This window comes from Acanthopleuribacter pedis (assembly GCF_017377855.1).
GTDB classification, from domain to species: domain Bacteria; phylum Acidobacteriota; class Holophagae; order Acanthopleuribacterales; family Acanthopleuribacteraceae; genus Acanthopleuribacter; species Acanthopleuribacter pedis.
In genome coordinates this window covers 23,796-49,886 of sequence record NZ_JAFREP010000042.1, presented here as the reverse complement: position 1 = coordinate 49,886, position 26,091 = coordinate 23,796, and the positions used below count along the sequence as shown (strand labels likewise).

At 57.5% G+C, this 26,091-nt stretch carries 20 protein-coding genes; 8 read left to right on the top strand and 12 right to left on the bottom strand.

The window, feature by feature from the left end; genetic code table 11:
* Positions 1–65 precede the first annotated feature (65 nt).
* The gene (locus tag J3U88_RS30095; protein ID WP_207862732.1) at positions 66–2,051 is read left to right on the top strand and encodes a vWA domain-containing protein; all 1,986 of its coding nucleotides are present in this window, start codon (positions 66–68) and stop codon (positions 2,049–2,051) included.
* An 11-nt stretch (positions 2,052–2,062) separates the two neighbouring features.
* Here J3U88_RS30095 and J3U88_RS30090 read toward each other — a convergent pair whose 3' ends face one another.
* Positions 2,063–2,794, bottom strand: coding sequence for a pseudouridine synthase (locus J3U88_RS30090; protein WP_207862731.1), 732 nt, complete (start codon positions 2,792–2,794; stop codon positions 2,063–2,065).
* Positions 2,795–2,930: 136 nt separating this feature from the next.
* On the opposite strand from J3U88_RS30090, the gene J3U88_RS30085 reads away from it, so the two are divergent.
* The 4 genes from J3U88_RS30085 to J3U88_RS30070 are packed head-to-tail and all read left to right on the top strand — an operon-like array spanning position 2,931 to position 12,458.
* Positions 2,931–4,292: a hypothetical protein gene (locus tag J3U88_RS30085; RefSeq protein ID WP_207862730.1), complete on the top strand. Its 1,362-nt coding sequence runs from the start codon at positions 2,931–2,933 to the stop codon at positions 4,290–4,292.
* Complete coding sequence (locus J3U88_RS30080; protein WP_207862729.1) at positions 4,289–6,490, top strand: CHAT domain-containing protein; 2,202 nt, start codon at positions 4,289–4,291, stop codon at positions 6,488–6,490. The genes J3U88_RS30085 and J3U88_RS30080 overlap by 4 nt, the downstream gene beginning before the upstream one ends.
* Positions 6,483–11,282, top strand: coding sequence for a hypothetical protein (locus J3U88_RS30075; protein ID WP_207862728.1), 4,800 nt, complete (start codon positions 6,483–6,485; stop codon positions 11,280–11,282). The genes J3U88_RS30080 and J3U88_RS30075 overlap by 8 nt, the downstream gene beginning before the upstream one ends.
* A 3-nt stretch (positions 11,283–11,285) precedes the next feature.
* The gene (locus tag J3U88_RS30070) at positions 11,286–12,458 is read left to right on the top strand and encodes a hypothetical protein (RefSeq protein ID WP_207862727.1); all 1,173 of its coding nucleotides are present in this window, start codon (positions 11,286–11,288) and stop codon (positions 12,456–12,458) included.
* A 435-nt stretch (positions 12,459–12,893) separates the two neighbouring features.
* On the opposite strand, the gene J3U88_RS30065 is transcribed toward J3U88_RS30070, so the two are convergent.
* The 8 genes from J3U88_RS30065 to mbhE all read right to left on the bottom strand — a co-directional run bounded on the left by J3U88_RS30065 (position 12,894) and on the right by mbhE (position 19,291).
* Complete coding sequence (locus J3U88_RS30065) at positions 12,894–13,526, bottom strand: hypothetical protein (RefSeq protein ID WP_207862726.1); 633 nt, start codon at positions 13,524–13,526, stop codon at positions 12,894–12,896.
* Positions 13,527–13,687: 161 nt separating this feature from the next.
* On the bottom strand, positions 13,688–14,080 hold the full coding sequence (mnhG, locus tag J3U88_RS30060; RefSeq protein ID WP_207862725.1) for a monovalent cation/H(+) antiporter subunit G: 393 nt from the start codon (positions 14,078–14,080) through the stop codon (positions 13,688–13,690).
* Positions 14,077–14,370, bottom strand: a complete 294-nt coding sequence (locus J3U88_RS30055; RefSeq protein WP_207862724.1) for an MrpF/PhaF family protein — start codon at positions 14,368–14,370, stop codon at positions 14,077–14,079. The genes mnhG and J3U88_RS30055 overlap by 4 nt, the downstream gene beginning before the upstream one ends.
* Positions 14,367–14,699: a Na+/H+ antiporter subunit E gene (locus J3U88_RS30050; RefSeq protein ID WP_207862723.1), complete on the bottom strand. Its 333-nt coding sequence runs from the start codon at positions 14,697–14,699 to the stop codon at positions 14,367–14,369. The genes J3U88_RS30055 and J3U88_RS30050 overlap by 4 nt, the downstream gene beginning before the upstream one ends.
* Positions 14,696–16,195 (bottom strand): Na+/H+ antiporter subunit D, encoded by a 1,500-nt coding sequence (locus J3U88_RS30045; RefSeq protein ID WP_207862722.1) that lies wholly within the window; start codon positions 16,193–16,195, stop codon positions 14,696–14,698. Before J3U88_RS30045 ends, J3U88_RS30050 begins: the two co-directional genes overlap by 4 nt.
* Entirely contained in the window at positions 16,192–16,539 is a 348-nt protein-coding gene (locus J3U88_RS30040; RefSeq protein ID WP_207862721.1) for an NADH-quinone oxidoreductase subunit K, read from the bottom strand. The genes J3U88_RS30045 and J3U88_RS30040 overlap by 4 nt, the downstream gene beginning before the upstream one ends.
* A complete protein-coding gene (locus tag J3U88_RS30035; RefSeq protein WP_207862720.1) occupies positions 16,515–16,955 on the bottom strand; it encodes a Na+/H+ antiporter subunit B in 441 nt (146 codons plus the stop codon). The genes J3U88_RS30040 and J3U88_RS30035 overlap by 25 nt, the downstream gene beginning before the upstream one ends.
* Positions 16,952–19,291 (bottom strand): hydrogen gas-evolving membrane-bound hydrogenase subunit E, encoded by a 2,340-nt coding sequence (gene mbhE / locus J3U88_RS30030; protein WP_207862719.1) that lies wholly within the window; start codon positions 19,289–19,291, stop codon positions 16,952–16,954. The genes J3U88_RS30035 and mbhE overlap by 4 nt, the downstream gene beginning before the upstream one ends.
* An 809-nt stretch (positions 19,292–20,100) precedes the next feature.
* Here mbhE and J3U88_RS30025 point away from each other — a divergent pair.
* Complete coding sequence (locus J3U88_RS30025) at positions 20,101–20,874, top strand: hypothetical protein (protein WP_207862718.1); 774 nt, start codon at positions 20,101–20,103, stop codon at positions 20,872–20,874.
* Between the two features lie 495 nt (positions 20,875–21,369).
* Here J3U88_RS30025 and J3U88_RS30020 read toward each other — a convergent pair whose 3' ends face one another.
* Positions 21,370–22,173, bottom strand: coding sequence for a hypothetical protein (locus J3U88_RS30020; RefSeq protein ID WP_207862717.1), 804 nt, complete (start codon positions 22,171–22,173; stop codon positions 21,370–21,372).
* Between the two features lie 479 nt (positions 22,174–22,652).
* Between J3U88_RS30020 and J3U88_RS30015 the strand changes: the two genes are divergently transcribed.
* Both J3U88_RS30015 and J3U88_RS30010 read left to right on the top strand, forming a co-directional pair.
* On the top strand, positions 22,653–23,990 hold the full coding sequence (locus J3U88_RS30015; protein WP_207862716.1) for an SRPBCC family protein: 1,338 nt from the start codon (positions 22,653–22,655) through the stop codon (positions 23,988–23,990).
* A 52-nt stretch (positions 23,991–24,042) separates the two neighbouring features.
* Positions 24,043–24,186 (top strand): hypothetical protein, encoded by a 144-nt coding sequence (locus J3U88_RS30010; protein ID WP_207862715.1) that lies wholly within the window; start codon positions 24,043–24,045, stop codon positions 24,184–24,186.
* Positions 24,187–24,522: 336 nt separating this feature from the next.
* On the opposite strand, the gene J3U88_RS30005 is transcribed toward J3U88_RS30010, so the two are convergent.
* Positions 24,523–25,329 (bottom strand): hypothetical protein, encoded by an 807-nt coding sequence (locus J3U88_RS30005; protein ID WP_207862714.1) that lies wholly within the window; start codon positions 25,327–25,329, stop codon positions 24,523–24,525.
* A 245-nt stretch (positions 25,330–25,574) separates the two neighbouring features.
* The gene (locus J3U88_RS30000; RefSeq protein WP_207862713.1) at positions 25,575–26,021 is read right to left on the bottom strand and encodes an AAA family ATPase; all 447 of its coding nucleotides are present in this window, start codon (positions 26,019–26,021) and stop codon (positions 25,575–25,577) included.
* Positions 26,022–26,091: the final 70 nt, after the last annotated feature.

The following is a 26,091-nucleotide window of genomic DNA, read 5'->3' as shown; positions in this document are numbered from 1 at the left end:
TTCAATTCAACCCCGACCGACCTCAAACGCCGCACCTCATCCGTCTCGGGGTTTGCCGAGGATCTATGAAAACCACCCTGTTCCTTTTCTCCGCGCTCTTGTTCCATCTAATCTTTGCTGCCGAGCAGGCCAAACCGATTCATTTGGTGTTTGATGTGTCCGGTTCCATGTGGGGTCGCGTACCCGATCCAGACGGGGGCGAAGCACGAATGAAAATCGCCGTGGCGCGTGAGGCCCTAAACGCGCTCCTGCAAGACTGGGATCCCAAGCAGCCGCTCGGTTTGACCGTGTACGGTCACCGCCGTGCCGGCGATTGCGCCGATATCGAAACCCTGTTTTCCACCGGCGAAGTGGACGTTGCCGCCTTGCGCCGGCGGGTAAGCACCCTGAAACCCAAGGGGAAAACTCCGCTGGCCGCCGCCGTACGCCGGGCCGCGCAAGACCTCGCTTTCGAGAAACAAGCGGGAACCATTATTCTCCTGAGTGACGGCATTGAAACCTGCGCGGAGGAGCCCTGTCAATTAGTGAAGGAATTGGCGGCCAAGGGCATCGATCTCAAATTACACGTGATCGGGTTTGACGTCGACACCGCCGCCGCCGACCAACTGCACTGCTTGGCCGATGCAACCGACGGCATGTATTTCGCCGCTGAAAACGCGGCTGACCTAAAAGACGCGCTAACCCAAGTAGTTGCCTTCGAACAACCGCAACCCGAACCGGAAAAAATCAGCGCGGCCACGGTTAGCGCACCGGCCGAGGTTCCCGCCGGCGCGCCTTTTGAGGCCGCCTGGACCGGCCCGGCCAACCCCGGTGACCGCTTGCAAATCCAAGCCGTCGACGCCGCGGTGAGAAGCCGTGCCTTCGACACCGCCTACATTGAACAAGGGAATCCATCCAAATTACGGGCACCGGATCAGCCCGGCAGCTACCAAGTGCGCTACGTCACCGCGCGCAGTCGCAAAATCCTGGCTGAGGCGGTGGTCCAAGTGGTCCCGACCCAGGCTGAAGTGGACCTGCCCGCCGAGGTCGTCGCCGGCGCCATTGTGGACGTTGCCTGGAAAGGGCCCGGTCATTCAGGCGAAAAGTTGGCGGTTTATCCCAGTGGCTGGAACGGTGAAAACAAAACCTGGCTCACCATGAACTATGCCTACCGCAATCCGGTGAAGATGCGTGTCCCGGTCGAGCCGGGTGCTTATGAAATGCATTACCTAACCGCGCGCACCAAGGAATCGCTGGGTTTTGCGGCCTTCACCGTGGTCAAAGCCGAGGTGACCTTAACCGCCGAGCCGCGTTTCGACGCCGGCGCCGATGTGTTTGTCCGGTTCGAGGGTGGCGGCCAGGGGGGTGATCGCATCCATTGGTTCGGCCCCTTGGGTGAGGCCGGCAAGCGCGGTGACAGTCTTTATGTCAACCCCGATAAACCCGACGTAAAAATGCGCGGTCCTGTCGAGCCGGGTCGTTATGAATTCCAATACCTTAACCACAAAAAAGAAGTACTCGCCCGGTTGCCGTTTGATGTAGTGCCCAGTGTGGTGGCCCTGACCTTTCCCGAGCAAGCCTCGGTTGGTGCCCATCTGAATATCACCTGGCAGGGACCGGCCGGTTCCGGGGATCGGATCCAAATTTTGGAAGGACCTGAACCGCGACCCGAGGTGTGGTACAGCGCTTACATCAATCCCGACAAAGAGGTGGTGCGCGTGGATGTGCCTTCCCGTCCCGGCGAATACCGCGTGGTCTACCGCCATGGGCGAGCCAAGACGGTGCTGGCCGAATCGGTGTTGCGCGTGAAGGACGTTACCGTGACCCTCAAGGTGCCCGCGACCGTAAAGGCCGGCGAACGGATGGTGCTGTCGTGGGAAGGGTCGCATAACGCCAACGACCGCATTTTCATCATGGACGGGCAGGGTAAACGCGTGCGTTCCGCTTATGCCCAGAGCCGCAAGGAAATGGCCGTCAAGGCACCCGATGCGCCGGGTGACTACGAGGTCCAGTTTTTGGTCGGTGTCAAACACCGCCGTGTCGTCACCACCGTACCGCTAAAGGTTCAATAGGTTCTATAAATTCAGGAGGCGGCGGGCCCTTGTCCGGTTCCGCCGCCCCGAAACGGTTTGGGTTTGGGCGCCCGGATCGTGATCGTCTCGCCGCTAACCGGATGCTCGAAGCAAAGTTGCCAAGCGTGCAGCAAATAGCGGTTGTGTTCCGGCCCGCCGTAGAGGGTGTCGCCCAGGATCGCGTGGCCCGTTTGAGCCAGGTGAACGCGAATCTGATGGGTACGGCCTGTTTTGGGACGGGCTTCGATAATCAGGCGGTTACCCTGTTGGCTGAGCCGCTGGAATTCGGTGATTGCCGTGTCGCCGCCACCGCGCACCGCCGTCATGCGCTGTTTGTTTTTTTTGTCACGGGCCAGGAAATTTTGGATCGTCCACCGTTGCGGCGGCGGTGCTTGACCGGGACGCAGCACCACCACTGCCAAATAAACCTTGCCGATGCGGCGCTCGCGAAAGGCATCGTTGAGGGATGGATTCACCGACGGGTCTTTACTGAACAGCAACACGCCCGAGGTGTCGCGGTCAAGGCGATGCTGTAACGCGATTTTGGGCGACGCCCCATCGCGTGCCTGGAGGAAGCGTTGCAATGCCGCGGTAACGTGATCGCGTTTCGGGTCATGGGTTTGGTGGCAGGGGAAACCCGGCGGTTTGTTGACCGCGATCAGCACCGCGTCTTCGTAAAGGATGCGGTTCGCCGTGAGTGCCAGGGAGGGTGGGGGCGCTGTTTTTTTGGTGGATCGGGGCACGGGTTTCTCCTTCAACACGCCATCATAACCGAGCACAACCACGCCTGGCTTTCCATTTGTGAATAAGCGGTTTGGGGCAGGTCGCGTGAGGATGCTATACTTCGAAAAATCCGTAATTTCGCAGGTTCGCTTCATTATGAACGATCCCGTTTTTGTGATATCGCCGCAAGCACGCCTTGCCGAGGTAACCCGTGAGCTCGACCAGCTGCAGGGCGAGGTTTCCGCCTGGCTTTCAACCTGGGCGAACCGGGACCGCGCCGGCTTGTTCCAAAGTCAGCGCCAGGTGCTGGCGCGGCTGTTCGCAAGCGCCCATGATCAACTCAGAACGCGCTTGGCGCCCGAGCAATGGCCCGACACGCCGGACGAACGGCGGCTGCACGGATTGCGAACCGCCAGGGATCAGGTCTGGTTGCGTCGTTTGCTGGGGTATTACCGCGATAAATACGCCCAGCGCGAGACCGCCGCGGAGCTGTTAAGCGCCGCCGATGAAGTCGTGTGGAGCTGTTACGCGCCCGCGCTGATCGAGGCCGAGGATCTGGCGCTTCCGCTCGATCACCGTCCGCCACCCCTCGCTTATTTGCACCACGAGGTATCGCCCGCCGCCGTCTTGCCCCACATGGTGCCGGGTGCCGTGCGCACCCACGATCCCAAGTTAAGCGCATTCATCCAAACCCTGCCGATTCCGCTGTTAATCCTGCCCGACCTCAACCAACGCGCGCCCTGGTGGCTGGTGTTGATCGGTCACGAGGTCGGTCACCACCTGCACTACGCCTTGGCGCCCAAGGGGGCCTTGATACCCGCCTTTGAAAACGCCGTGCGAACTGCCGTTCGCGACCTGGGCTTGCCGGATGTGTACCTTTGGGGCGATTGGTCGATGGAACTTTTTGCCGATGTGGTTTCGGTTCATCTGATGGGACCCGAGGCCGTCAGCGCCGTGGCCTGTTTTGAACTCGCCGACCCGCGCGCCCTGGACCAACACAAGGCACGTTATCCCGCGCCGCTGCTGCGGGTGGCTTTGCTCGGTGCCTGTTGGAAACACTTCTCCGGTGACGACCGTCCCTTGCTCGGTTCACCTTGGTCCGATCTACTGGCCGGGCTCGCCAACGCTTCGCCGACCTATGCCGCCGTGGATCAGATCGCATCGGCCTTGTGTGGGGATTTACCCGGACTCGGCGTCTCCATCAGCGAACTTTGCGGCCGCAACCCGGCGGATTTTTTACCCGGCGGGCGGGTTGACGACCGGGCCGCCTGGCTTTTGGGAGACGGCGCCCCGTCCCAATGGCAGGCTTTGGATGACGCCGCCCTTTTCGCCGCCGCCGGTTTCCGCGCCTGGCGCGAGCTACAAAACGAACCGGCCGCGCGACTAAAACACCTCGCCGAACGCATCCTGCAGACCCTCAACCGCTGCGGCCCACCCGGCGTGCGTGACGACCGCCCCATCCCGGCGTTGGACGTCCCCGATGCCTTGGCCTTTTTTGCCGACCAGGTGCCCTCATGAGCACCGTCTTTAAGCTTCACCTGGCCCGCGACGGCGCGGACCGGCTCACCATCACCCTTGCAACCCAAAGCGGTGAGGAACTTTTGCTACGCCATGTCCCATGCGCCGAACACGAACGGCGAACCTATCCCTTGGCACCCGCCGCCGACCCCGACCGCGCCATCCCCGATTTCGGCGATTGGTGCACCTTGGCCGAGGCCGTTTACCAAGCCTTTAAAGGTTTGGCCTCACATCGCTTAACCCGCGAGTCAGCCGCCAAATGCGGCGCTTTTCTCTTCCATGTGCTGCTCGGCCCGGACGGTTGGGACAAACTCGCCGCGGTTGCCGGCGGCAAACACCTTTACCTCAGCACCGACCCCGACTGCAGCGGGCTGCAACACCTGCCCTGGGAACTGATGCGCCTCGGCGACCAATACCTGGCGATGAAAAAGGTCGATGTGGTGCGTTATTGCCCCGATCCCGCCGCGGCCGTCCCTGTCTTAACGGCACCCCTGCGGGTGTTGTTTGTGGTCGGCCCCGAATCCGACGGTCGGCGTGCCGACACCGCCGGACACCTTGGCGTCGGCGGCGAATTCATCGGTTTACTGCGACGTTTGCGCAAACGCGCCCTGCCGATGTGTGAACGCCTGTTGATGCACCCCGACATCGAAACCCTGAAAAACACCATCGCCGCCTTCAAACCCCAGGTCGTCCATTTCATCGGTCACGGCGGCATCCACGAGGGTCGCCCCACGCTGTCCTTCAGCGATGGCCAGGGTGCCGTTGAACGAATTGGCGGGGAAGCCCTCGCCGCCGCCATGATTTACGACGGAACCGCGCCGCTCACCGTGCTCAACGTGTGCCACAGCGGCGGCACCCTGGAAAAATTCGTCACCGGCGTGGACGACGGCAGTTCGCTGGTGATTGACCTCGTGCGCGCCGGCATCCCCCTCGCCGTCGGCATGGGTGGCCGCGTCCGCGACACCGTGTGCCGCCTCTTCACCCGTCGCTTCTACGAGGCGCTGATGGAAGGGGAGTCGCTCGTCGACGCCGCCGCCGAGGGCCGCTGGGCCGCTTTCCGCGACCAGGTCGACGGCGCCCTCGTCGATTGGGCTCGCCCCGTCATGGTCCGCAACGCCCTCACTCCGATCCAAATGGATCCCGATTCCTGCCAACGCGCCAAAGACAACCTGGCATCTCTCTACCGTATTGTTCCCGAACAATACGAAGAGACACTCTGTGACCGGGTCGACGTCTTTCGCGGGTACCAGAACCTCCTGCAACAACAAAATGGTTACCTTGAAACCTTACTTATCTTGGAAACCCAAGGCGATGTACGTGAAGATAAAATGGGCAAAACGATGGTGCTCTGCGAGTTAGCCGGGCAGATCATGCTTGACGGTTACTTGCCGTGTGCGGTGCTGGAAGGAACTGCTGAAAACCTCGATTTTGATTATCCAGCGGTTCTAGACGACAAGCCCGTTCTCCTGATTGCTTTTCTCCTGCTTGAGGCGGCGCGCATCACCCGCAATGAAGTTTTGGCGTTTGATCGGGATGAACCCTTCCCAAACAGCAAAGTCGAAGGGCTGATACACTTTGCCTTAGATCCAGATACTCATCTCTTGGATGCCGATCTTCATGCGGCCCGAAGGCTGGGCCAAGTCGACCTTCGCAAAGCGGCAGCCCTTGCCGTTCGCAAGGACCTGATCGCCATTCAGGAAGAATGCGGGAAACCTTTGTTTGTGTTGGTTGACGACGCCCATCTTTTGATCGATAGGGAGCTTACCTTCCTACGTTACTTTGTGACCGCCGACGGTTTAGGCGACAAAAAAACGCCGATACCCTTGATCATCACCTGCTCCGACCACGGCACCGCCGAGCAGGAAAACCAAGTTTCTCTACTCAAAAATTGGCTGAACACGCGCCCACCTATTTGGGCCAAAAACCGAGTAGTTCTGTCGCGTTTCAGCGGCGACGATAGAACCATCGCATATGAGCAGTTCCCACTGGTTCAGCAACAGCCCCTTGTCCGTGCCCAACAAGTTTCTGACTTACAGACCTGTCGCTATTTGAGCTTCATGGACGGTTTTGTTGAAGGGGTCCCTTCACGATTGGCCAAGCAGGGCGCCATAATCCTGGAGAAATGTATTGGTCACGAGTTGCGAAAGGCCGATGACGACGATCTTCTCGAGCTATATCGGGAGTCGGGTTATGAATAAGTCCGAATTTAGCCGGTTGATGCAAGAAGCTGAAGCCCAAAGCCGCGTGAGGCGTCGCCGAAGGCTAGAGACCTTGGGCGACGATTACCGTCGCTTGTCCGTTTTGCCCGCTTGGACACCGCGTCTCCTGGCGATACTTGGCATAGCAGGCGATGAAGCTTGGCTAAACCATTTGGTAAAAGAAGGTTTTGCGCGAAAAAAAGCACCGCGAAGATTCTGGAACCAACGCGGAAAAGCCTCCGCCGACCTCTCCGTTTATGAGGTGACCGACCAATGGCGTGAATGGGTTCTAGCGGACGTGCTTCACGACGAAAGTCAAAACCTCAGCGATTTGGAGCGGCTGCTCAACCAATTGGCAACCCGCATCCACGACCTGTGCCAATCGGAGATGGTGGCGGTTCCGCAAGCGACTCGCTACTGGATGCAGCTCGCGGGAGATACTGAGCTGGGTTATTTTCGGTATAACCTTTTTGCCCTGATGGACAACGCGCTGGAGCAAGGACATGATCACCGTGCCTTGGCCTATGTGACCACCGCGCGTCGTTTGCTCCCTTACCTCAATCCGCGCGCCAAGTTGGTGGTCGACGGCGGCGCCCGTCATTTAGAGGTGGTACGCCGCAAAAAAGCCGATTTACAAAAACTACAGTATTACCTGGTGCGCGACGCCCAAATCGATGCTTTTGAACAAGTTCTGGCCGATCCCGAGGCCTGGGCGCTCCATTATCTGGGCATGGGCGGCATGGGCAAAACCATGCTGATGCGTTACCTGGTCAGCAAGTACATTCCCGAAAAAGGCGGCGTCGCCGCTCGGGTCGATTTCGATTTTCTCGACCCCGATTACCCCACGCGGTCACCCGGCCTTTTGCTGGAAGCCTTGGCCGAGGAACTGTGTTTGTTTGATCAGAAAGGCGCGATTAGCTCGCTTCTGCCAACGCTCAACAACGAAATTCTCGGGTTCCACGAAGAGCTGATGTTACCCAACCAAGAAAGAGGTGAAAAACCCGTAAACCACAAACGTTTTGACGGCATTCTCCGGGTATTCGCGGAGATGATCCACCAACTGCCGCAACCCGTGGTGCTGATTCTCGATACCTGTGAAGAGCTCAGCGGCACCCGCGGTCACGGCGACCGTTCCCGCGCCGTGTTGGATACCTTCGCCATCTTCGAAGCACTGCGCCGCAAGTCGTCGGCTTTTGTGTTGGTTCTGGCCGGCCGCCGCTTGTTGGCCCAAGCCGGCGCTGATTGGGACGCGGGCAAAGAAGCACCCGCGGCCTTGCCCAAACGCGCGTACCTCCAGCTTTATCCGCTTCAGCCCTTTGAGCGCCACGAGGCTGAACGTTATCTGGAACAACGGGGTGTCTTGGAACATCACCGCGAATCGGTGCGAACCCACTGCCAAACCGATGTGTTTGTCCGTTTCGACTTTTTGGCAGCGAAAACGGCGCCGGACTACTTCAGCCCCTTCGATTTGGCCCTGTACAGCGATTGGTTGGACCAAGAGCCGGATCTGGATTTAACCAAAGCCGCCAAGGATGAAGACCGCTACGTGGCGCGGCGCATTGTTGGCCGCATCACCGATCCGCTGCTAAAGGATTTGCTGCCGGCGGTTGCCTTGCTGGGCCGCTTCGACAAACCGACCCTCGCCGCGGCGATGCCGCACGCCGGCGCCGACCAATTAGACCGCGCCTGGCTCGACCTCACCGGACTCGAATGGATCAGCAGCCAAGGGGCGTTTTTGTCCGTGTTGGACGGCTTGCGCGCGCGGCTCAAGCAATGGTTCGCCCAGCAGGAGCCAAGCAAAACCCAAGCGACCAAGGATCGCCTGGAAACCTTCTTTGAAGCATGTACCCGGGACAAACCCTTAAAGGTCGACCCAGAATACTGTGTCGACTTCATCCGTTTGGCCCCGATCCCCGTCGTAGAAACCTGGTGGCCGGTGGTGCGCGATGCCATGGTGATCGCCGAACATTGGGAACGGCTTGCCTCTTTGTTTTCGCGATTATTCGAAAAAGCAGAGGTTTACGACGAGATCGTTCCCTCGTTACTCCAAATCGATTATAATATCTACGCTACGAGGTTTAATTTAAGGAAAAGCTTTCAAAAACGTCTAGACGGAACTGCTGATAGCAACCGGTATAATTTTGTATATCTAGCTTGTTGGTTTGAGGATTATTATATTATAAGAGATAGAACTTTTGATCATGTCAATCTGGCGCGATTTAAATCAGCATTGAATCATGCTTTCCAGCAAGAACTTGTATATGTTGGTTTCGTTCGAGATATACCAAAAAAACCAGAACTTTGTGTGTCTTTGCTTAATGCTTGTGAATCGATTCTAGATTTTGGTTGGAACGAACCCAACGATCTTGTTGAACAAATGACTCGTTTTCTAATTGCCGTTATGCACCATGAACCAACAACATCTATCGGAATTTATGCAGCTTTTTTAAAAGCACGGTGTGTTCGGCACACACGTAAAAAGACAGCTCTCTCGAAACAAATACGTTCGTTCTTGGCCGATCACAGCCCGCTCTCGGCACTTCCTGTCCGCGCTTACCTCAGTTGGCGCGCGCCCCGTGACCTTAAGCCACTCATTGAAGCCCACTGCCTCCGCCTATTTTCGGAAGGGGTGTTAGATTATACGGATATCGAACACATGCTCCGTTTTCAAATGGATTCGCTCGAAAGCCGATTATGCAGTTATTTTTATTGTCGCTACGCAAATGATGCCGATGCCGCGCTTGATAAGTACGACGGCCCTCCTTTTCCCTTAGATCATCCCCCTTATCTTTTTCAGGGTTATTCGCTTCAGGTTGCCGTTCTAGAACGCAGCGCGGTTGATCGACCGGTAGAATCACTCCAAATGGTATTTGATACCCTTAAAAAAATGGTGAGTCGAACAGAGAGCAAAGCAGATGCACCCTGGTTGATCGAAATAATTAAAGCTGCAGATAACCGTTTGGCGGATCTTTTTCTTCGGTACAGCTATGCGTGGCTTGGACGAAAAACCTATGGACCTTTTTTTGATCTGGAGTTTGCTACCGCCTCCACTGAAGAACGGTCAAATGCGGTTCATGATGTCTGGCAGTGGTATGAACCTTATGACAAAGCGTCGGTTGAAACGATGTACGCTTCTTTTCAAAAGTTAGTACCCGTCAAGGCAAACACCCAGTTGGGTCTTCATCTGGCCTTGGATATGGTGGAATTTAATCGAATAGCACCATCTTATGAAATGCCTTTGCTTGACCTCCCCGTTCAAGACTTCACCAAAGAAATTTACCTATGGAAACGGCGCCACCCCTTAGAACGTGTCGCTTACTTATTGCTCAAAATTCGAGCTTGGGCGTTGGGTGTTTCTCGTAAACCCAACTTTGCGCGGTTTTCCAAGCGTTTGGGGTCTCGCACCCTTGCCTTGACGTTGATCCAGGAAGCGATTCGTCTCGGGCGACGCCTGCCGGAACAGACGGTCCCGCTTTTGGAAGCAGCGTTGGATCATTTAAGCCCAAATCCTTCGCCCGATTCGGGATTGCACCTTCTTTGTCATGTGAATCTTTGGTACTGCTTGAGCCGAACGGCCGAGCCGACCACGACCCACCACTTACTCCCGTCGATAGATACGCTGATGGATCGCATGGGTAACGATGAGGGTGTTTCGGACTTGCGCCTCCTATTAAAAGGTGTGAAGCAATTAGTGCGTACCGAGGAAGAAGCCGACGATGATTTGCCACCGGTTGAAACCGGTGAAGATGAACCACTGCTCGCCGGCCCTGAATCAGAAGCAGCTTTACCCGGGGAAGGTTTAGCTGTGCCGGCGGCCCCGCAGATGGCTTCAGATTGGGGCGGGGAGGGGCCCGCGGCTGCCAAACCCCTTGAGCCTTTTGTGGTTCAGGTTCAGTATCGCGGAGAGCTTGAGGCCACGGCAACCGAGGGGCTTTATTTTTTTGATCATGAAAACGCGGTCCTTGAGGTTCAGTTGGACGATGATCGTGCGGTCGGCGATTCCATCACCGAGGTTGCTCCCTGGATGGAACAGCGCGCGCAACGACCGGGCGTCCCCGTGCTTCGCATTCGGTCCCAGCAAGCGGCTTTGCCCGCGTGGGAGTTGATGGCGGTTGATGACCGGCGGCCGAAAACCAAACAGGGCAATCGCCTCGATTTAACCTGTCTTTACCGACTGGTTATGTTTGAGGAACCATTTATACCTGCCCCGCCGCTGAACGGTGTGTTCGCCCATGGCGGCTTCGATAACTTCATGAGCGGCGTCCTTAGCAAAATGTGGGGGCTCTTTGGGCGGGGGGCGGATGACAACCTGGTTCATGTGGTTGGGCGGCCGATGCGGCTCGGTTACGATGAATACCGACTCTCGCTCGGGGGAGAGGGTCACCGACAATCCGGTGAATTAATGTCGCCGGAAGAAATCCTAGCGGAAAGAAAAGCATTAGCCCTAGTGATCGTCCAAGCGCCGGTGGATGAATTTGGCGCGCTCCATACCTTGGAATGCGCCCATGGTCGCGCCTTTGCGACCGCATTGCTCAGCCGTCGCGGGGTCGCCGCGGTTTTGTTTCTGCCACCTTTGCCGCCGGACATCGTTGCGCACTTGGTCGACCTTGGCCGCGTGCTTTTCGAGCATCGCGACGGTAACTGGCCCAATGCGCTGCTCCACGAGGTGAAACAGTTGCGGCAACACATTATTGCGAGTAATCCGCAACGGGAAGCGCTCAACCGTGAATTGGCCGCCCAGATTTGCCTGATGACCCAATTTTTTATCGATGTCCAACCCGAGGAGGAATAAGCGATGCCCATCCAATGGTTTAAACAGAAATTCAACGAGAATCGCGATCAACTGGCCGTGGTGCCCCTCGGCAGCGACGGCACCGCCCAGGGGACGCCCGGAACCGCCGCCGTCGCCAACAAACACTACTTCCGGTTGTGGCTGCGCGCCATGGTGCTTTCCCGCAAACGCAAGTGGTTCGAGGACTTTTCACCGATGGTGCACTCCCTCGTCAAACTTCAGTACGGGCGGCAGCCCTTCGTGGAAATTCCCCACGCTGCCGGCCAATTCAATCTGAAGGACGTCAAAGCCGGCAACCTCGAACGGGTCGTTTCCCGCGACCACCCGTTGACCTCGCTGCTTCCCTTTAAAGGCGGGACCGTCGAACTTTCCGCCGGTTTGTTTTCCGTTAAACAAAGCGCCTCGGTCGACGCCTTCCTCAAAACCCTCGGCAGCTTCTCCAATTTGTTGGGCGTGCCCAGCGTCTCCACCGCGCTCAGCGTGGCGTCACCGCTGGTTGCCGGTGTGCAAAATTTACTCGGCGCGGACGGGGACGAACTTTGCGTGGGTCTCGAGCAGTCCTTCACCGCCGGCGGCGGCGGTCAACCCCTGGTGGATCGCCATTTCGCCGTCTTCCGCACCGCGGACCACATCGACCCCGACCAGCTCGTCCTGCACCGCGGCCAATTGGCGCTGCAGGCAGGCGACGGTGAACCCAGCCCCTTAACCAAGGTCGATTACATGTTGTTCCATCTGGAGATTCTAGAAACCCGCGATGATTGGGAAGTATTTTCCGAAATTGCCGACCCGATGAATGCCATGCAGACAAACCTGATCAACGGCAAAACCAAAGAAGCCCTGAACGAACTCCGCAAAGCTCTAAATGCCGCCGCCCAATCCGCCGATCTAACCGGTTTGGATCGCCGTTTGGTCATGGGCAAAATCAAAGCAAATTACGATGAATTCCTCGCGTTTGGCGCCGGCATTCCCGATACACCGGCCGCGTTTGCGTTTGATCTTCCGGCCAAACCCGAGGGTACCTTGAGCCTGGGCTTACCCGAGGTCACCCGGTCCGCCGATGAAGCCCCCGCGCCGCGGCGGAAACCCATCGGCCTCAACGCCTTGATGAAAATCACCGTGGAGGAACGCGACGCCGTCGATCTGGATGAACCCATCGAACGCTTCCTCACCCTGTAACTTCAAACAAAAAAGGACACCCCTAACCCGCTTTTCTCACAAGGATTCGTCGCGAGAAGCTGAAAGCCTTGTCAGTACGAAGGTTACGACCGAGAGTCGGCACAGGGGTCCGAGCTTTCGCGGGGCCGACCATTCGGTGTAGCAGCTGAGGCGAAGGCGGCCCGACGGAGTAAGGCGGGAGGCCGCCCCGCGGAAGGCGGCCCGACGGAGTAAGGCGGGAGGCCGCCCCGCGGAAGGCCGCCCCGCGGAAGGCCGCCCCGCGGAAGGCCGCCCCGCGGAAGGCCGCCCCCTCGTAATCGCATGGCTTTCGGCTTCGTAGCAGAATCACTTGTGAGAAATGCGGGCGAAAGCCAGGGTGTCCCTTGTCTCCGCGGTTCCGGCCACGTAGGAAAAGGGCACCCAACCTAGGCGATGTCCTACTGGAAACGGTTCCGGCTACGGGGTTGGAACCATTGCGTCACATACATTCAAAACCGAGCGTGGTTCCACCACCACAAACTGATTGCCGTCGTGGAAAATGTCCGCCGGTAGGTTGGCTGAGAACTCGGGAACCCAGGTGATGCCGTCCGGGCTGCTGTAGATCATGGAACGCGCACGGCCCAGGAAACCCTCGGCGCCGGCAACCAATTCAATGAGGGCCGGGGCACCTTCGACCCTTGTCCAAACCAGCCCGTCCTGACTCTGGTAGACATGGTTGATGCCCACCAATCGGTAGCCGTGTTGCGGGTGCCGGTCCAGGGAGCCGAACCCCTCATTTTCCGGTCCAGGTGTGACCGTTAGCCAGGTAACCGCGTCGCACCTGATCGCCACGTGGGTGTTCTCGTGAACCATCCATTGGTCGTTGAGCCAACGTACCCCAGACGCAAACCAGTCGCCCACGCGGCCCGCTTCGACCCATTGACTGCCGTCCGTGCTCGTCAACAAGGGACCTTCTCCCGCCGTCACCAGAAATTCGCTGCCTGACCAGGCGATCCCCGTCAATCCCTCACGGCTGGAACCAAAGCCTTGTTGGTAAACTGTTTCCCAGTTAAGTCCGTCACTGCTGCGTCGAATCTCGCTTTGATTCAAACGCCAACCGACCGCCGGGCCCACCTACGCGCGCTCCCTGGTTTCAGAACGTGCCGCCGACAAAGCCAGCGCCGCGGGGTACGTGCAGGCCTTTAAGGTGCTCCAGGCTTACCCATGGCCGGATTGAGCCACCCCTTGCGAAAAGGGGTTTAACCCGCGCTTCAGGCTTTTTGGGTGCCTTGTGCGGCTGCTTTCTCGCGGCGACTTTGTTCCTGCAGCTCTTTTTTCAGGTCGTCTTTCCACTGGTCGATTTTGGTTTCCCACATTTTTTCTTTGACCAGGTAGGCCGCCCGCGCCAGCGCCATGGAACCAATGGGTGATTTGACGAACAGCAGCATCGCGATCACCGAAGCTTTGAACACCGTGCTTAGGTCCGGGGTGACCAGGCAGTAACCGATAATGATCAGAATGATGCCCAGTGAACCGGATTTACTGCTGGCGTGCAGGCGCAGGAAAAAATCCGGGAACCGCATAAAGCCAATCGCCGCCAGCAAGGACACCAAAGCGCCCGTAATCAAAAAGAACGAGGCTAAAATCGCCAAAAACAAGCTCATGGTTTGTTCCTCTCTTCCAGGTAACGCGCAAACCCAATCGTGCTTAGGAACCCGAGCAACGCCAACACCAAAGCCACGTCCAGAAACATCGGGTTCCCTGTTTTAAGGCTGTAGAGCACAATCGCGCCCAGCAGCAGCAGCGCCGTGAGGTCCAGCGCCGCGACACGGTCGCTCAAGCCCGGACCGCGCAGCAGGTGGACCACCGTCATCCCCATCGATACTAAGATAATGATGGTGCTGATCAGGGCGACCGTTGCCAGCCAGGGTTCGCTTTCGATGATCGTCGTCATGGCGTCAAGGCTCCTATTTTGTCTTCCAGTTTCTTGATTTCCTGTTCCACCTTGGCGATCTCTTCCACGTACATCACGTGTAAATACAAGGTTTTAAGGTCGTCGGATAGGTCGAGGGCGATGGTCCCCGGCGTCATCGTTACCAATGAGGCGAACACGTACACTTCCCATTCCCGTTCCAGCGTCAGCGGGTGGGCGATAATCGCCGGTTTCATGTAGTGTTTGGCCGTAACCACGTCCTTTGCGACTTTCCAATTGGATTTGATGATCTCGATGGTATAGAACACCGCCAAATCGCAGAAGGCGAAGAGGACCTGAAAGGGGTTCATCGTGCGTTACCTCCCATGACGGCGTCAATGTACATTTGTGGTGCAATCAGTTGCTCCGCCGCCAGTTCGGCGAAGTGGAACACGTGGCCGGCCGAGAAACCGATCACCACCGTGACCACCGCCAGTACCGCAATCGGCATGGTCACGGTGAGGTCGAGGCGTTTGATCTTAGCCGGTCGCCGTTCGTTTTCACCGACGCCCTTTTTCCAAAACGCTTCCATCCAAATCTTGGTCATGGAAATCAGCGTGAACACGCCGACCGCCAGCGCCATAAAGGCCATGAACATGTCGCCGTTTTCCAGGCTGGCGCGGATGAGGAACAGTTTGGAAAAGAACCCGCTCAGCGGCGGAATGCCCGCCAGCGACAGCGCCGGCACCAGGAACATCACCGCCAGCAGGGGATAACCCTTGTAATAACCGCCCAGTTTCTTCAGGTCATTGGTGCCGCCCGATTTTTCAATCGCGCCGGCCAACAGGAACAGGTTGGTTTTCACCACGATGTGGTGGACCAAGTAGAAAATCGCGCCGGCCAGTGCCAGTTTGGTCGCCAGTGCCAAGCCGATGATCATGTAACCGATCTGGCTGATGATGTGGTAGCTGAGGATTTTTTTGATGTCCATCTGCGCCACCGCGCCGAGGACGCCGGTGACCATCGTCAGAATCGCCATCCAGTAGAGAATCGGCTGAAAAATGGCCGTGTCCTGGTTGAAGATCAGCGTGAAGGTGCGGAACAAGGCGTAAACGCCGACCTTGGTGAGCAAGCCGGAGAAAATCGCGGCAATCGGGGCGGGCGCGGCCGGATAGGCCGGCGGCAACCAGAAAAAGAACGGGAAGCAAGCGGCTTTGATAGAAAACGCCACCAGGAAAAACAGCGCGGTAGAGGTCAGCAGCACCGTGCTTTCCGTGTTTTGCAGTTGCACCGCCAAATCCGCCATGTTGAGCGTACCTGTTTTGCCGTAGAGCAAACCCAAACCCGTCAGGAAAATGGCCGAGGAAACCAGGTTCAGCGCAACATATTTAATGGAAGCCAAGAGCTGCGCGTTCGTTTTGCCCAGCGAGAGCAACACGAAGGAAGAGATCAACATGACCTCAAACCACACGTAGAGGTTAAACATGTCGCCCGCGAGGAAGGAGCCGTTCACGCCCATCAGCAGCGCGTGGAGCAGCGGGAAAAACACACCTTCGCGGCTAAGGTTCATGTCCTCTTTGAGGGCAAACACCGCCACCGCGGCGCCCACCAGGCCGCACACCGACAGCATCAACGCCGACAGGTAGTCCGCCACCAGGGTGATGCCGAACGGGGCTTGCCATGAGCCCATGTGGATCACTTGGATCCCTTCCTCGTGAACGCGGCTCAGGATCAGCAGGCCGACGGCCGGCAAGCTAAAAGCACCGATGGTGCTGACAATTTGCGCCAGACGTCGGTTCTTTTGACAAAACAATAAAAGGAGCGCGGTGATCAATGGAATCATCACCGGCAACACCAACAGATTCATGAAGCGCCCCCACCCAAGCGGTCAAGGTTCTCACTTTTGTTCGACTTATAGGCGCCCTGCAGCAGGGTCAGGAAGTACGCCAGTACACCGAACCCGATGACAATCGCGGTTAACACCAATGCCTGCGGCAAGGGGTCCGCGTACGTACCGGTCAAGGTCTCCTTGCCGGCGGCGATCATGGGTGGTGCGTCTCGGGTTAACCCGGCCGAGGTCATGATGAGCATGTTGGCCGCGTTACTGATCAAAATCAGGCCCAGAATCAATTTCGAAAGGTTGCGCCGGAGCATGAGGTAAATGCCCGCGCCGAACATAATCCCGACTACGACGGCCCAGAACGGTTCCATAACTCAAACTCCTCCAGAGAGAATAGGATCGAGGTGGTCACACCGACGACCGCGAAAAAGACACCGATATCAAACAGGATGGGCGTGCCCAGGGGAAGTTTGCCCAGCAGCGGGACTTCCACCTTGTGCCACAGCGCGGTTAGCATGGGTTTGCCGGCGAACATCGGCATCAGCCCGCTAATTAACGCCGTGGAAACGCCCGCGATCATCAGATGCAGCGGTGACACGCGCATCCATCGTTTGGCGTCCTCGACCCCGCGGGCAAAACACCAGAAGGCAATCGCCGCGGCCGCGACCAGCCCGCCGATGAACCCGCCGCCCGGCGCGTTGTGGCCGCGAAGCAGGATCCAGATCGACATCACCAGCAGGAACGGGCACAGCCAAGGCACCGTCATGCGGATCAGATAAGAATTCACGCGGCACCTCCCTCGGTGGCTTTTTTGGCTTTTTTGAGCTTTTGGCGGGTCAGGCTGTACACCCCGAGCGCCGCGATCAAGAGCACAACGATTTCGCCCAGCGTATCCAGCGCGCGGAAATCAACCAAAATCACGTTCACCACGTTTTGGCCGTATCCTTTGGTCATTGAGTTCTCGGCGAAGTAACCGGAAATCGGGTCCTGTAATTGGATTAAATCGGCTTTCCAAATCAGCAGCGTCATAAAGGCCCCGCTGGCCGCCGCCAGCAAGGCGTCGAAGCGGCGGCGCAGCTCGGATTCCTTGGTGTTGAAGTCCGGGAAGCGGTGAACCACCAGCACGAACAGCAGGACCGTCAGGGTTTCGATCACCAACTGGGTGATCGCCAGGTCGATGGCGCCGTGGATCATGAAAAAACAGGACACCGCGAAACCGACTACGCCGAGACAGGCCGCCGCGACCACCATTGACTGGGCGCGAATCGCCGCCGCGATGGCCGCCACGATCACCAGCCCGATCATCAGTTCGAAGAGGGGCGGGTTGTCCAGCGGCACCGGGTTAAACGGCCAAGCTACGTTGGTGATTTTGAGGATGGTGAACCCCAAACCCAGGAAAACCACCATGATAAAGGTCAGGTTGTGGCGCAAGGCGTCTTGGAACAAGATGCGGGTTTGCGCGTTGGCTAGGGCAAAGGCTTGTTTGAGGCCGAATTGGAAAACAGCGGCGCCGTGGAAGGCCGCCGGCCATTTGGCGTACACCGTGCGTTTGAGGTAGGCCGTGATTTTGTCGCGTTTCAGCGTCAGGCCGACACCCGCGCCAAGAATCAAGAAACTCATCAGCAGGGCTAGGTTGAAGCCGTACCAAAGTTTGACCGTCATTTCGAGGTTTTGGCCCTGGATTGCACCGACCGCCGCCGAGAAAAACGGCCCGGACCAAAAGCTGACCAGCAGACCGAGCGGCACCGGCAGGATCGCGAAAAACAGGGGGCCGGCCCAGAGCAAGGGACCGCCTTCTTTCGCTTGCTTCGGCGTGGGTTTCGGCGTTCCCCGGAAGGGACGGAAACCCACTTGCCACGCGCTGACCGTGAGGCAAGCCGCGCTGACAAACACCGCCGCGATCATCAGCATGCCGTACCATTCCGCTTTCAGCGCCGCTTCGATCAGTTTTTCCTTGGCGATGAAACCGAACAGCGGCGGGATGCCCATCATCGAAACAGCCGCCAGGCCCGCCGCGACCGAGGTAATCGGCAGGGCCGAACGCAAGCCGCGTAATTCGTCGATGTTGCGCGTGCCGCATTGGTGATCGAGAATGCCCGCCACCATAAACAGGGATGCTTTGTAGAACGCGTGGGCCAGGATGACCGCCACGAAAGCGGGAATCGCTTTGTCGACGCCCAGGCCGAGCAGCATCGTCAGCATGCCCAGCACGCTGACCGTGGCGTAGGCCAAGATGGTTTTGAGGTCGCGTTCCCATGGGCTGCGGAGTGCGCCGTACGTCATGGTAATCGCGCCGGCACCCGCGACCAGCGGCGTCCACCACAGGTGGTCGGACAGCAGCGGATGCAGACGGGCCAGCAGGAAAATACCCGCTTTAACCATGGTGGCCGAGTGCAGGAAGGCACTGATCGGGGTGGGGGCGACCATCGCGCCCGGCAACCAAAAGTGGAAGGGGAACTGGGCCGACTTGGTGAAGGCGCCCGCCAGGATCAGCAGCAGGGCCGCGTCGGAAAGGGGGTGACGGATGAACGTATCGCCGCGTAGGAGCAACTCGGAGACGCGGTAGGTTCCGCCGATGTCCCCCAACAAGATCAGGCCCGCCAGCAACGCCAAACCGCCCGCGCCGGTTACCAGCAGGGCTTGCAGCGCCGAGCGCCGTGCTTCTTCGCTTTCGTGTTTGAAACCGATCAGGAAGAACGAGGAAATCGAGGTCAATTCCCAGAAGATAAACAGCAGGATCAGGTCGTCGGCGATGACGAGCCCGAGCATGGCCGAGAAGAAAAGGAGAAGGAAGGCGAAGAGTCGGCCGAGTTGGGGATGGTTGCCAAGGTAACCGCCCGCGTACATAAAGATGAAGGTGCCGATGGCGCTGATGAACAGCATGAACAGCGCGGATAGGCCGTCGAGGTGGAAGGCGTAACTCATGTTGAGCGACGGAATCCACGGTGCTTCAAACAGCAGCGGGGTGTCGAGATTGGGCAACACGGTGGCGCATAGCCAGAGGCAGACCGCGGCCGGAAACAAAGCCAGCAACGGGGCGACCTTTTGGCCGAGCAGCCGTCCCAAGGTGGGTGCGAGGCAGCTCAAAAGCAAACCAACGACCACAATCAATGGAAGTGCCATGTGGAAAAGCTCCTGGGAGGGTTGGATCACGGAATTACCGAAACAAGCGGTGACCGATGTCGCCGCGCTAAGTGGAAGAAAGAGAATGCAAGACGTGAAAATGGGTTGCGGATGATCATGATCAGATTAGCAAGGGTAACTCCCGGTGCCAAGGAACAAACAGTTTTACCTCAACGGCGTGATAATCGCGAGCTGTTTTGGCTAAAGATCTGGCGCGAAATGCTGGTAACAAGTGAGCCCGGGTCGCGCACGACCGTACCTGGCCGGCAAGGGTCACATTTTTGAGGCTCCTGCATTCCTGCGATTTCGTCAAAACCACCGCAAATCATTGTGGTGTTTCGTTATTTGGGTTACAGGCAAAAAAAAGACCGCACCGTGGACCGGACGAACACGGTGCGGTGTGCCTGGAGAAGGCAGGGACGAAAAGATGTCCGTATTTCATCCAAGAATTTCCTTGAGATGAAACCCTTGGATGAAATACGGACGGCGTAACAGAGGAGAAGTTTGACGGGTGTGTCGGTCGTGGTGGCTGGGTTGTGGTGGTTTGAAAAAGCAACCGACTCACCCGTCGTTGGAAGGTATTCTAGGTTCTATTGATTTTAAAATCCATAAAAAAATGAATTTTTTTCTCAATAATCGCCTGAGTTCCATTAGAATAGTCCCCGGGCGCTGCTGTCGCATCCTATTAAATAGGCTACGTCGACACCTTTTCGAACTTTATCTTCATCGGATCCAATCTGTGTTTTGCCAACCCGGACCTTTGTCCAGGCCGGCACAAGGGTTGGGCGCTCGACCCGGGAGGAAGACCCATGCTGAACCGCATCATCCGCAAACGCACCCAATTGGAGGAGCAGGCCTGGCAAACCGTTCTAAGTTTGATGCCGCGTCGCCGCCAGACCCGCGGTATTCAGTACCAGGTCCTCGAATACCTGTTCGCCCACCTCTACGAAAAGGTTTCCGAGGAGGAACTGGGCCGATATCTCCAGGAACAGCGCGGTTCGCTACCGGCAACCGGTGATCCGGTCAAAGGCGCCATCAACCAGGCAATTAAGGAGTTGCAGCGGCTGCCCGAACCCCTGTTCGAACTGGTCAAGATCCAGGAAACCCAACTCGGGACGGGCAAACGTTTCGTGCGCATGAACTTCACCAAGTTTGAAGAAGTCATTGCCTACGACCAAATGCAGGAGTACCTGAACGACATCCTCAAGGGCGAAAAACACTTCGTGTTGCGCACCGTGGCATTCCTGGCGCCGCCCTTCGATAACCTGCCTTTTCCCGGTTTGGAGCCGGATCACCTCAACCACTCCTCGCTGCACGCGATTGTGAACGAGGCGGCCCGCGGAGCCGTTCCCGGTGAGGGGGATTACCGCTTCCTGCCGGATTGCGTGGGCATGTGGGAGTTTTTGCTGGTTTACGAGCACGAGGACGCGCCGGTCCCGTTTTTGGGATTTATGTCGGATGCGGGTTTGGGCGGCGCGGTGGAGGAAAGCCGTTGCATCCTCTACCGGGGCGCCGAAAAAGCATCCAAGTTAAAGTTTTTAAACGCCTTATGGCACAAGCTGGCAGCCCGCGCCGAAGCTTAAACTCGTGTTGCATCGGTGCGGGCTTGGTTTTTTAGCCGCCCACTACTTGGTTGAGAAAGAGATGGGTGCGGCGTGGGTCGTGGCGTGAACAAAAAAGGGCGGATACCGGCGTTAAGTGAGGCGCCTGCATCCACCCTGGGCCGGTCGTGTGGTGGCGAAACCAAGGCCCCTTTTTGCTGGGGGTTGTCCTGGATTTTAAGCCGCTTCGGCCGTTGGATCGCCCGGTTCCATGCGCAAATTGAAGGCTGCGAGGCATGTAGCGAGGATCGCGATGGGTCCTTGCACCAAAGGTACCTATATATAGGGGCCCAAAATCCACATGTTGGCGTCGGCTAGGATCATCCAGGGCGCGAGGAGAACCGCAAAGAGCAACAGCGCCGAATTGACCAGGTTGGCGACGGCTGTTGCCATGGGGCGCCCTCGATTGATCCACGCCAACATGATCATCGGTAGGTACACGATTTGACGAGGGAGACGTTAGCGGCTCTAACTAACTCATTGGTAGAGGCGGTCCATCGGGTGATTCGCGCGGGTTTTGAGGATGATGTAGGCGGTCAGGGTTGTGATCAGGGCGATGAATCCTTGGGTTAAGGGGATGCCGATCAGGAACCAAAGGGTGCCGTCTTGCGCATCGGTCAGCCGGCCTGTTGCCAGGTAGCCGGCGGGCAGGAGCAGCAGCGCGCTGTTGCCGATGTTGGCGACGGCGCGGCTTCCCGGTAGGTGACGGCCCGCAAATTCAAACAGGGTCAGGGGCAAAAAGACACTTAGCCCGAACACCGCGATCACCAAAAAGAGGGTGAAGTATTCATCCGAGGGTTTGCCCAGGAAAGGCAGGTAACAAAGCGCCTGCGCCAGTGGCGCCCACAGAAAACTTTTGCTGTTTTTGTAACGCGCCCAGAGGGATGGTGTTTTGTCCGCCGTGTCGGGTTGCGGCGGCGTCGGTGTGCGGATGTAGGTTGCCAGCCACAATACGGCAAGCGTGGCGGGCCATTGGAAGAAGGGGCCGATGCTCGCCCAGTGGAAGGGGGACACCCCGGTTTTTTGTCCCACCAAGCTGGTTATCGCGTAAACCGCGAAAAAAACCAGCGAGGCGCCGTGGATGAGGTGGAGATGGTTGCGGCGATGTTCCCTGGGTAAAGCCAACAACCACAGGGCGCCGTAAGGCGCCAAGTTCCACAGGCTGTAGGCGAGCAGTTCGTGGACGGGCGGGGTGGGATTGCCCTGTTCGTTGGCCGCCAAAACGACGCCCAAAGCCAGGTGCAGCGCTTGCCAAACCATCGCCCCGTAAACCGGCTTCATGCCGTCCTCCCCGTGTTTCGCCCAACCCTGTGGACGATTGATTGTTCCGATGCGCCCATTGTAAACGCGGTTCCCGGCGTGTTCGGTTGGTTGTTGGTAAGTAGCGTGAGATGAACCCAGCAGTACCTCAAACGAAATCCCTGGTTTGGTGCAGAGGGAGTTATCGCCGGACTGGTGCGGCCGAGTTTGGGAAGGTGATGAATGGAAAAAACCAAGGAACCGATGCGAAAAACCTTTGCGAGAGAAGCTGTAGGCGTACCGAAGCTTGTTCCTTTAAACGCCTGGCTGGATATGTTTTAACATCAATCGTGCACCATGATTGCGAGGAGAAGCGAAGAGGGAGATTATTGACCGTGTTCAAAAAAAGCCGGCATTTGGTTGGTGTCTCTGCTAATCTGAACGCGTTCAGAAAAACCGGCTTGAATCTTTGGCCGGCGCGGTGCCCACGAGGTGGTTTGTCGGAAATGAAGGAGGGGCGAATGGCCGCTATGTCGCGTGCGCATTTTACGATTTGGATTGGGGTGGTGCTTTCCATCAAACTCACCGTCGAACGCCTGCTGCGTTCGGATCCGGTAACGGCATTTGATTGGTCCAACTTATTGGTGCCCGGGCTGTTACCCGCTGGTTCCCAGGGTGATCCCGTTTGGGGCCACCCTCTGGTTCTCGGCGTGATTGCCACCGGGTTCGCTTTGGTTTTGGCGGAAGCGCGGCTCCGCGATTGTGGTATGTCGCGTTTTTCCCTCATCCTGCTGTTGGTGCCCTACATTAATATGCTGTACGTCGTGCTCCTGATGTTTTTTCCCGCACGGGAAGCGCTGCCGGCCGAGACAGACGATGACGAATTAAACCCCCCGCCTTCCGGCACCCTGTTCCTCGAAAGTTCCGTCATGGCGCTGGCGGCGAGTGTCATCTTCGGCATTGGCTCGGTCGTGATTCTTGCCTCCTTCGGTGGCCACTATGGTTGGACGCTGTTTATGGGGATCCCTTTTGTTTCAAGTTTCCTCGCGGTGGCATTGCAGCTCAAAAACCGCAGTACCTATTTGAGCTGGGCGGGCGCCATGACCATCGCCTTCACCACCACCGCCTTGCTCGGCGGGCTGCTGGTGCTGTTTGCCATCGAAGGTCTGATTTGTGTGTTGATGTACCTACCGCTCGCTTTTTTCCTGGCCATGCTCGGTGCCTCCGCCGCCATGTCGATGAAGTTCATGTACCAAGGCGGTTTCACGGTGCGGCGTGCAATGGTGCCCTTCTGCGTTTTCCTGCCCATGTCGCTGGGTTTGGAGCAAACCAACCTACCGCCGCTTCAAGAAGTGACTTCCAGCATCGAGATCAACGCGGCACCCGAGGCCATTTGGCCCTACCTGCTCGCGTTCCCCAGCATTCCCGAGCCGGAACAGTGGATGTTCCGCTACGGTGTGGCCTACCCGACCAAAGCCTGGACGGACGGCGCCGGGGTTGGTGCGGTTCGCTATTGCGAATTCAACCACGGAACCTTTGTTGAACCCATCGAGATTTGGGACCCGCCCCATCACTTGCGTTTCCGCGTTACCGAGCAGCCGATCCCCATGAAAGAACTGTCGCCCTACCGCAATGTGCATCCACCCCACCTGGAGGGTTATTTCGAAAGCGAGCGCGGCGAATTTGTGTTGATCCCGCTGGAAAACGGCGGCACCCGTGTGTTGGGAACCACCTGGTACCGCCATGACATGGAACCGATTCGCTATTGGTCGTGGTGGACGGATTACACCATTCACCAAATCCACGACCGCGTTTTGCGCCACCTCAAAACCGTGATCGAAGCGGCGCCTGGTTCCTGAATTCCCCGGCAACGTCGGCGTACGCGAATGGTCGCTGGAAGGAACCGTCCTTGTGCTCGGCCTGCCCGCCGGGTTGGGAATGGTCATCGCGTTATTGCTGCGCGGTTTCGAACTTTTCGCTTTACTCCTGCTCGCCGCGATGTTCCACCTGCGCAACGGCTTGCGACGCCTGCTCACGGGAAACGCGCCGATCTAAACCGTTTTACGCCTTTAGCCCCTTCCGCGCGGTTTCCGCGAGTAAAGATCGAAACGCAGTCTTTGATTGGGTTAGGAGCGTCCCTGAATTAGGTGGTGGTTCTAACCCGGGGAAGGGAACTTACTGCTTCGCGTCGGGTCCCTTCCCCGGGTTGAAATCCTGCACGGCGTTGCCATGCCACCGGTTGACGCGTTAGCGTCCCGTCGGTTCAGGGCTGGGTATCGGTTGTGGCGGAACAAAACCGGCCCATATCGGTCGTGGGGCGGCTGGTGATGTTAGGTTATGGCGAAACCAAAGCCGGTCCAATCCGACAGTGTGAGGGGGGGTGGTGATGGGTTAGGGGGGAACAAATATTGGGCCGAGGTTGGCTTTGTTGCGTGTGTTGGTCAGAATATACGCGCCAAGGGCGATGGTAAACGCAAGCGCGGCCTGGATGAAATTGAGGTCCGCGGAGAAAAAGAAACTGTTGGGTACCCTTCCCGTTGCGCCGCAAGCCAACAGGTAAATCACGGGGATTAAAAGCACGCCCACCGTGCCTACATTCGCCAAAACCCGGTAATCAGCTGTGTTTTTGCCACGACGCGCTAGGTACCACAATGGCAAAAAGGGGATCAGGTACCAAGACCAAAATAACGGCAGAATCAGGACATCGACTATTGAGGTGACCCCTGTTTTCGAAACCAAGTGGGCCATCGGAATTTTGAACAAAGGTAACCAAAGATAGGGATTTGCATGGTTAAAGCCTTGCCACCAAGTTTTTTGTTTTTTTGTGGTTTTTTCGGATTCGGTTCTGGTCCGCGGGCGGCGGCCGGCCAACCATAGGAACACGAGTGTAAGCGGCCATTGTACAAGTGGGACAAGGTAAGCGCCGTGAACGGGACCCCACCAGAAACCCTGTTGGGCGGAGGCTAGCAAAAAAAGGCCGCAGAATATGACCGACAGCCATTGGTTTAGAAATGCGGCGGCATCTGTTTCGTCGCGTTTCACCGCGTGCCATAGCAAGCCATAGGGCGCCATGGTCCAAAGACAAAAAAGTATGGCGGTCGGAAAGGATGCATCTGGATGTTTCCAGTTATAGGTGTTTAGAAAAAATAAGAAGAGCTGCGTCTTCTGAAGAACCAGCGCCATGGCTGCATAATGCATGGATCGTCCCCTTTCATGAAACACGTGGCTTGGTCATTTGTTTTATCTATCCCCGAAACCAGAGATTCTAATATTCCCAAGTAATATCCTCCAAAGGCGTTTGCCAATCGGATAAGGGGTCACTGATGATGAACGATTTGAAACGCGTGAACGCCCGTCCGCGTCGCGTTTTAGGTTGCCCATCATGATTACGTCAGTCAGAAAGAAGGTACCGCGTTTCTAAAATGAATCTATGTCTTTAAGTCTCATTGCTTCCAGTCCTCCACGAGGAATCGGTCGTTTTCATCGATGCGCACGAAATAGAGCGTGCCGAAACCTTCCTCAAAACTCGGCGCTTCCAGGCGGTTGCGGGTGGCGCGCACACCCGCGTCGGGAATGCGCGCTTTGCCGGTGCGCCGCGCGTTGCGGGCCAGACAGGCGTCGATTTTGGCCTCGAAGAAGTACCCGGTGATGGTGTAGTCGGCTTGTTTGGCGGCGGCGAGGTAGCGAGTACGATCACTTCGGGCCGGATTGGTGTTGTCGATGACGCAAGAGAGCCCCAGTTTGAGGGTGGTCTCGAACAAAACGCGTTCGCGATGGCGGGTGCGCAGCATATCCAGGTTAATACGCACGTGGCTGTCGTAAAAACGTTCGCGGCAAAAGGTCGATTTCCCCGACCCCTGAATCCCCATCAAAACCACCAACTCCGGCATAGACGCCTCCCTTATAGAAGTTTACGCGCAACAGGGGCGTTTTAGGGTGGCTCGGATGGGGGATTTTTCA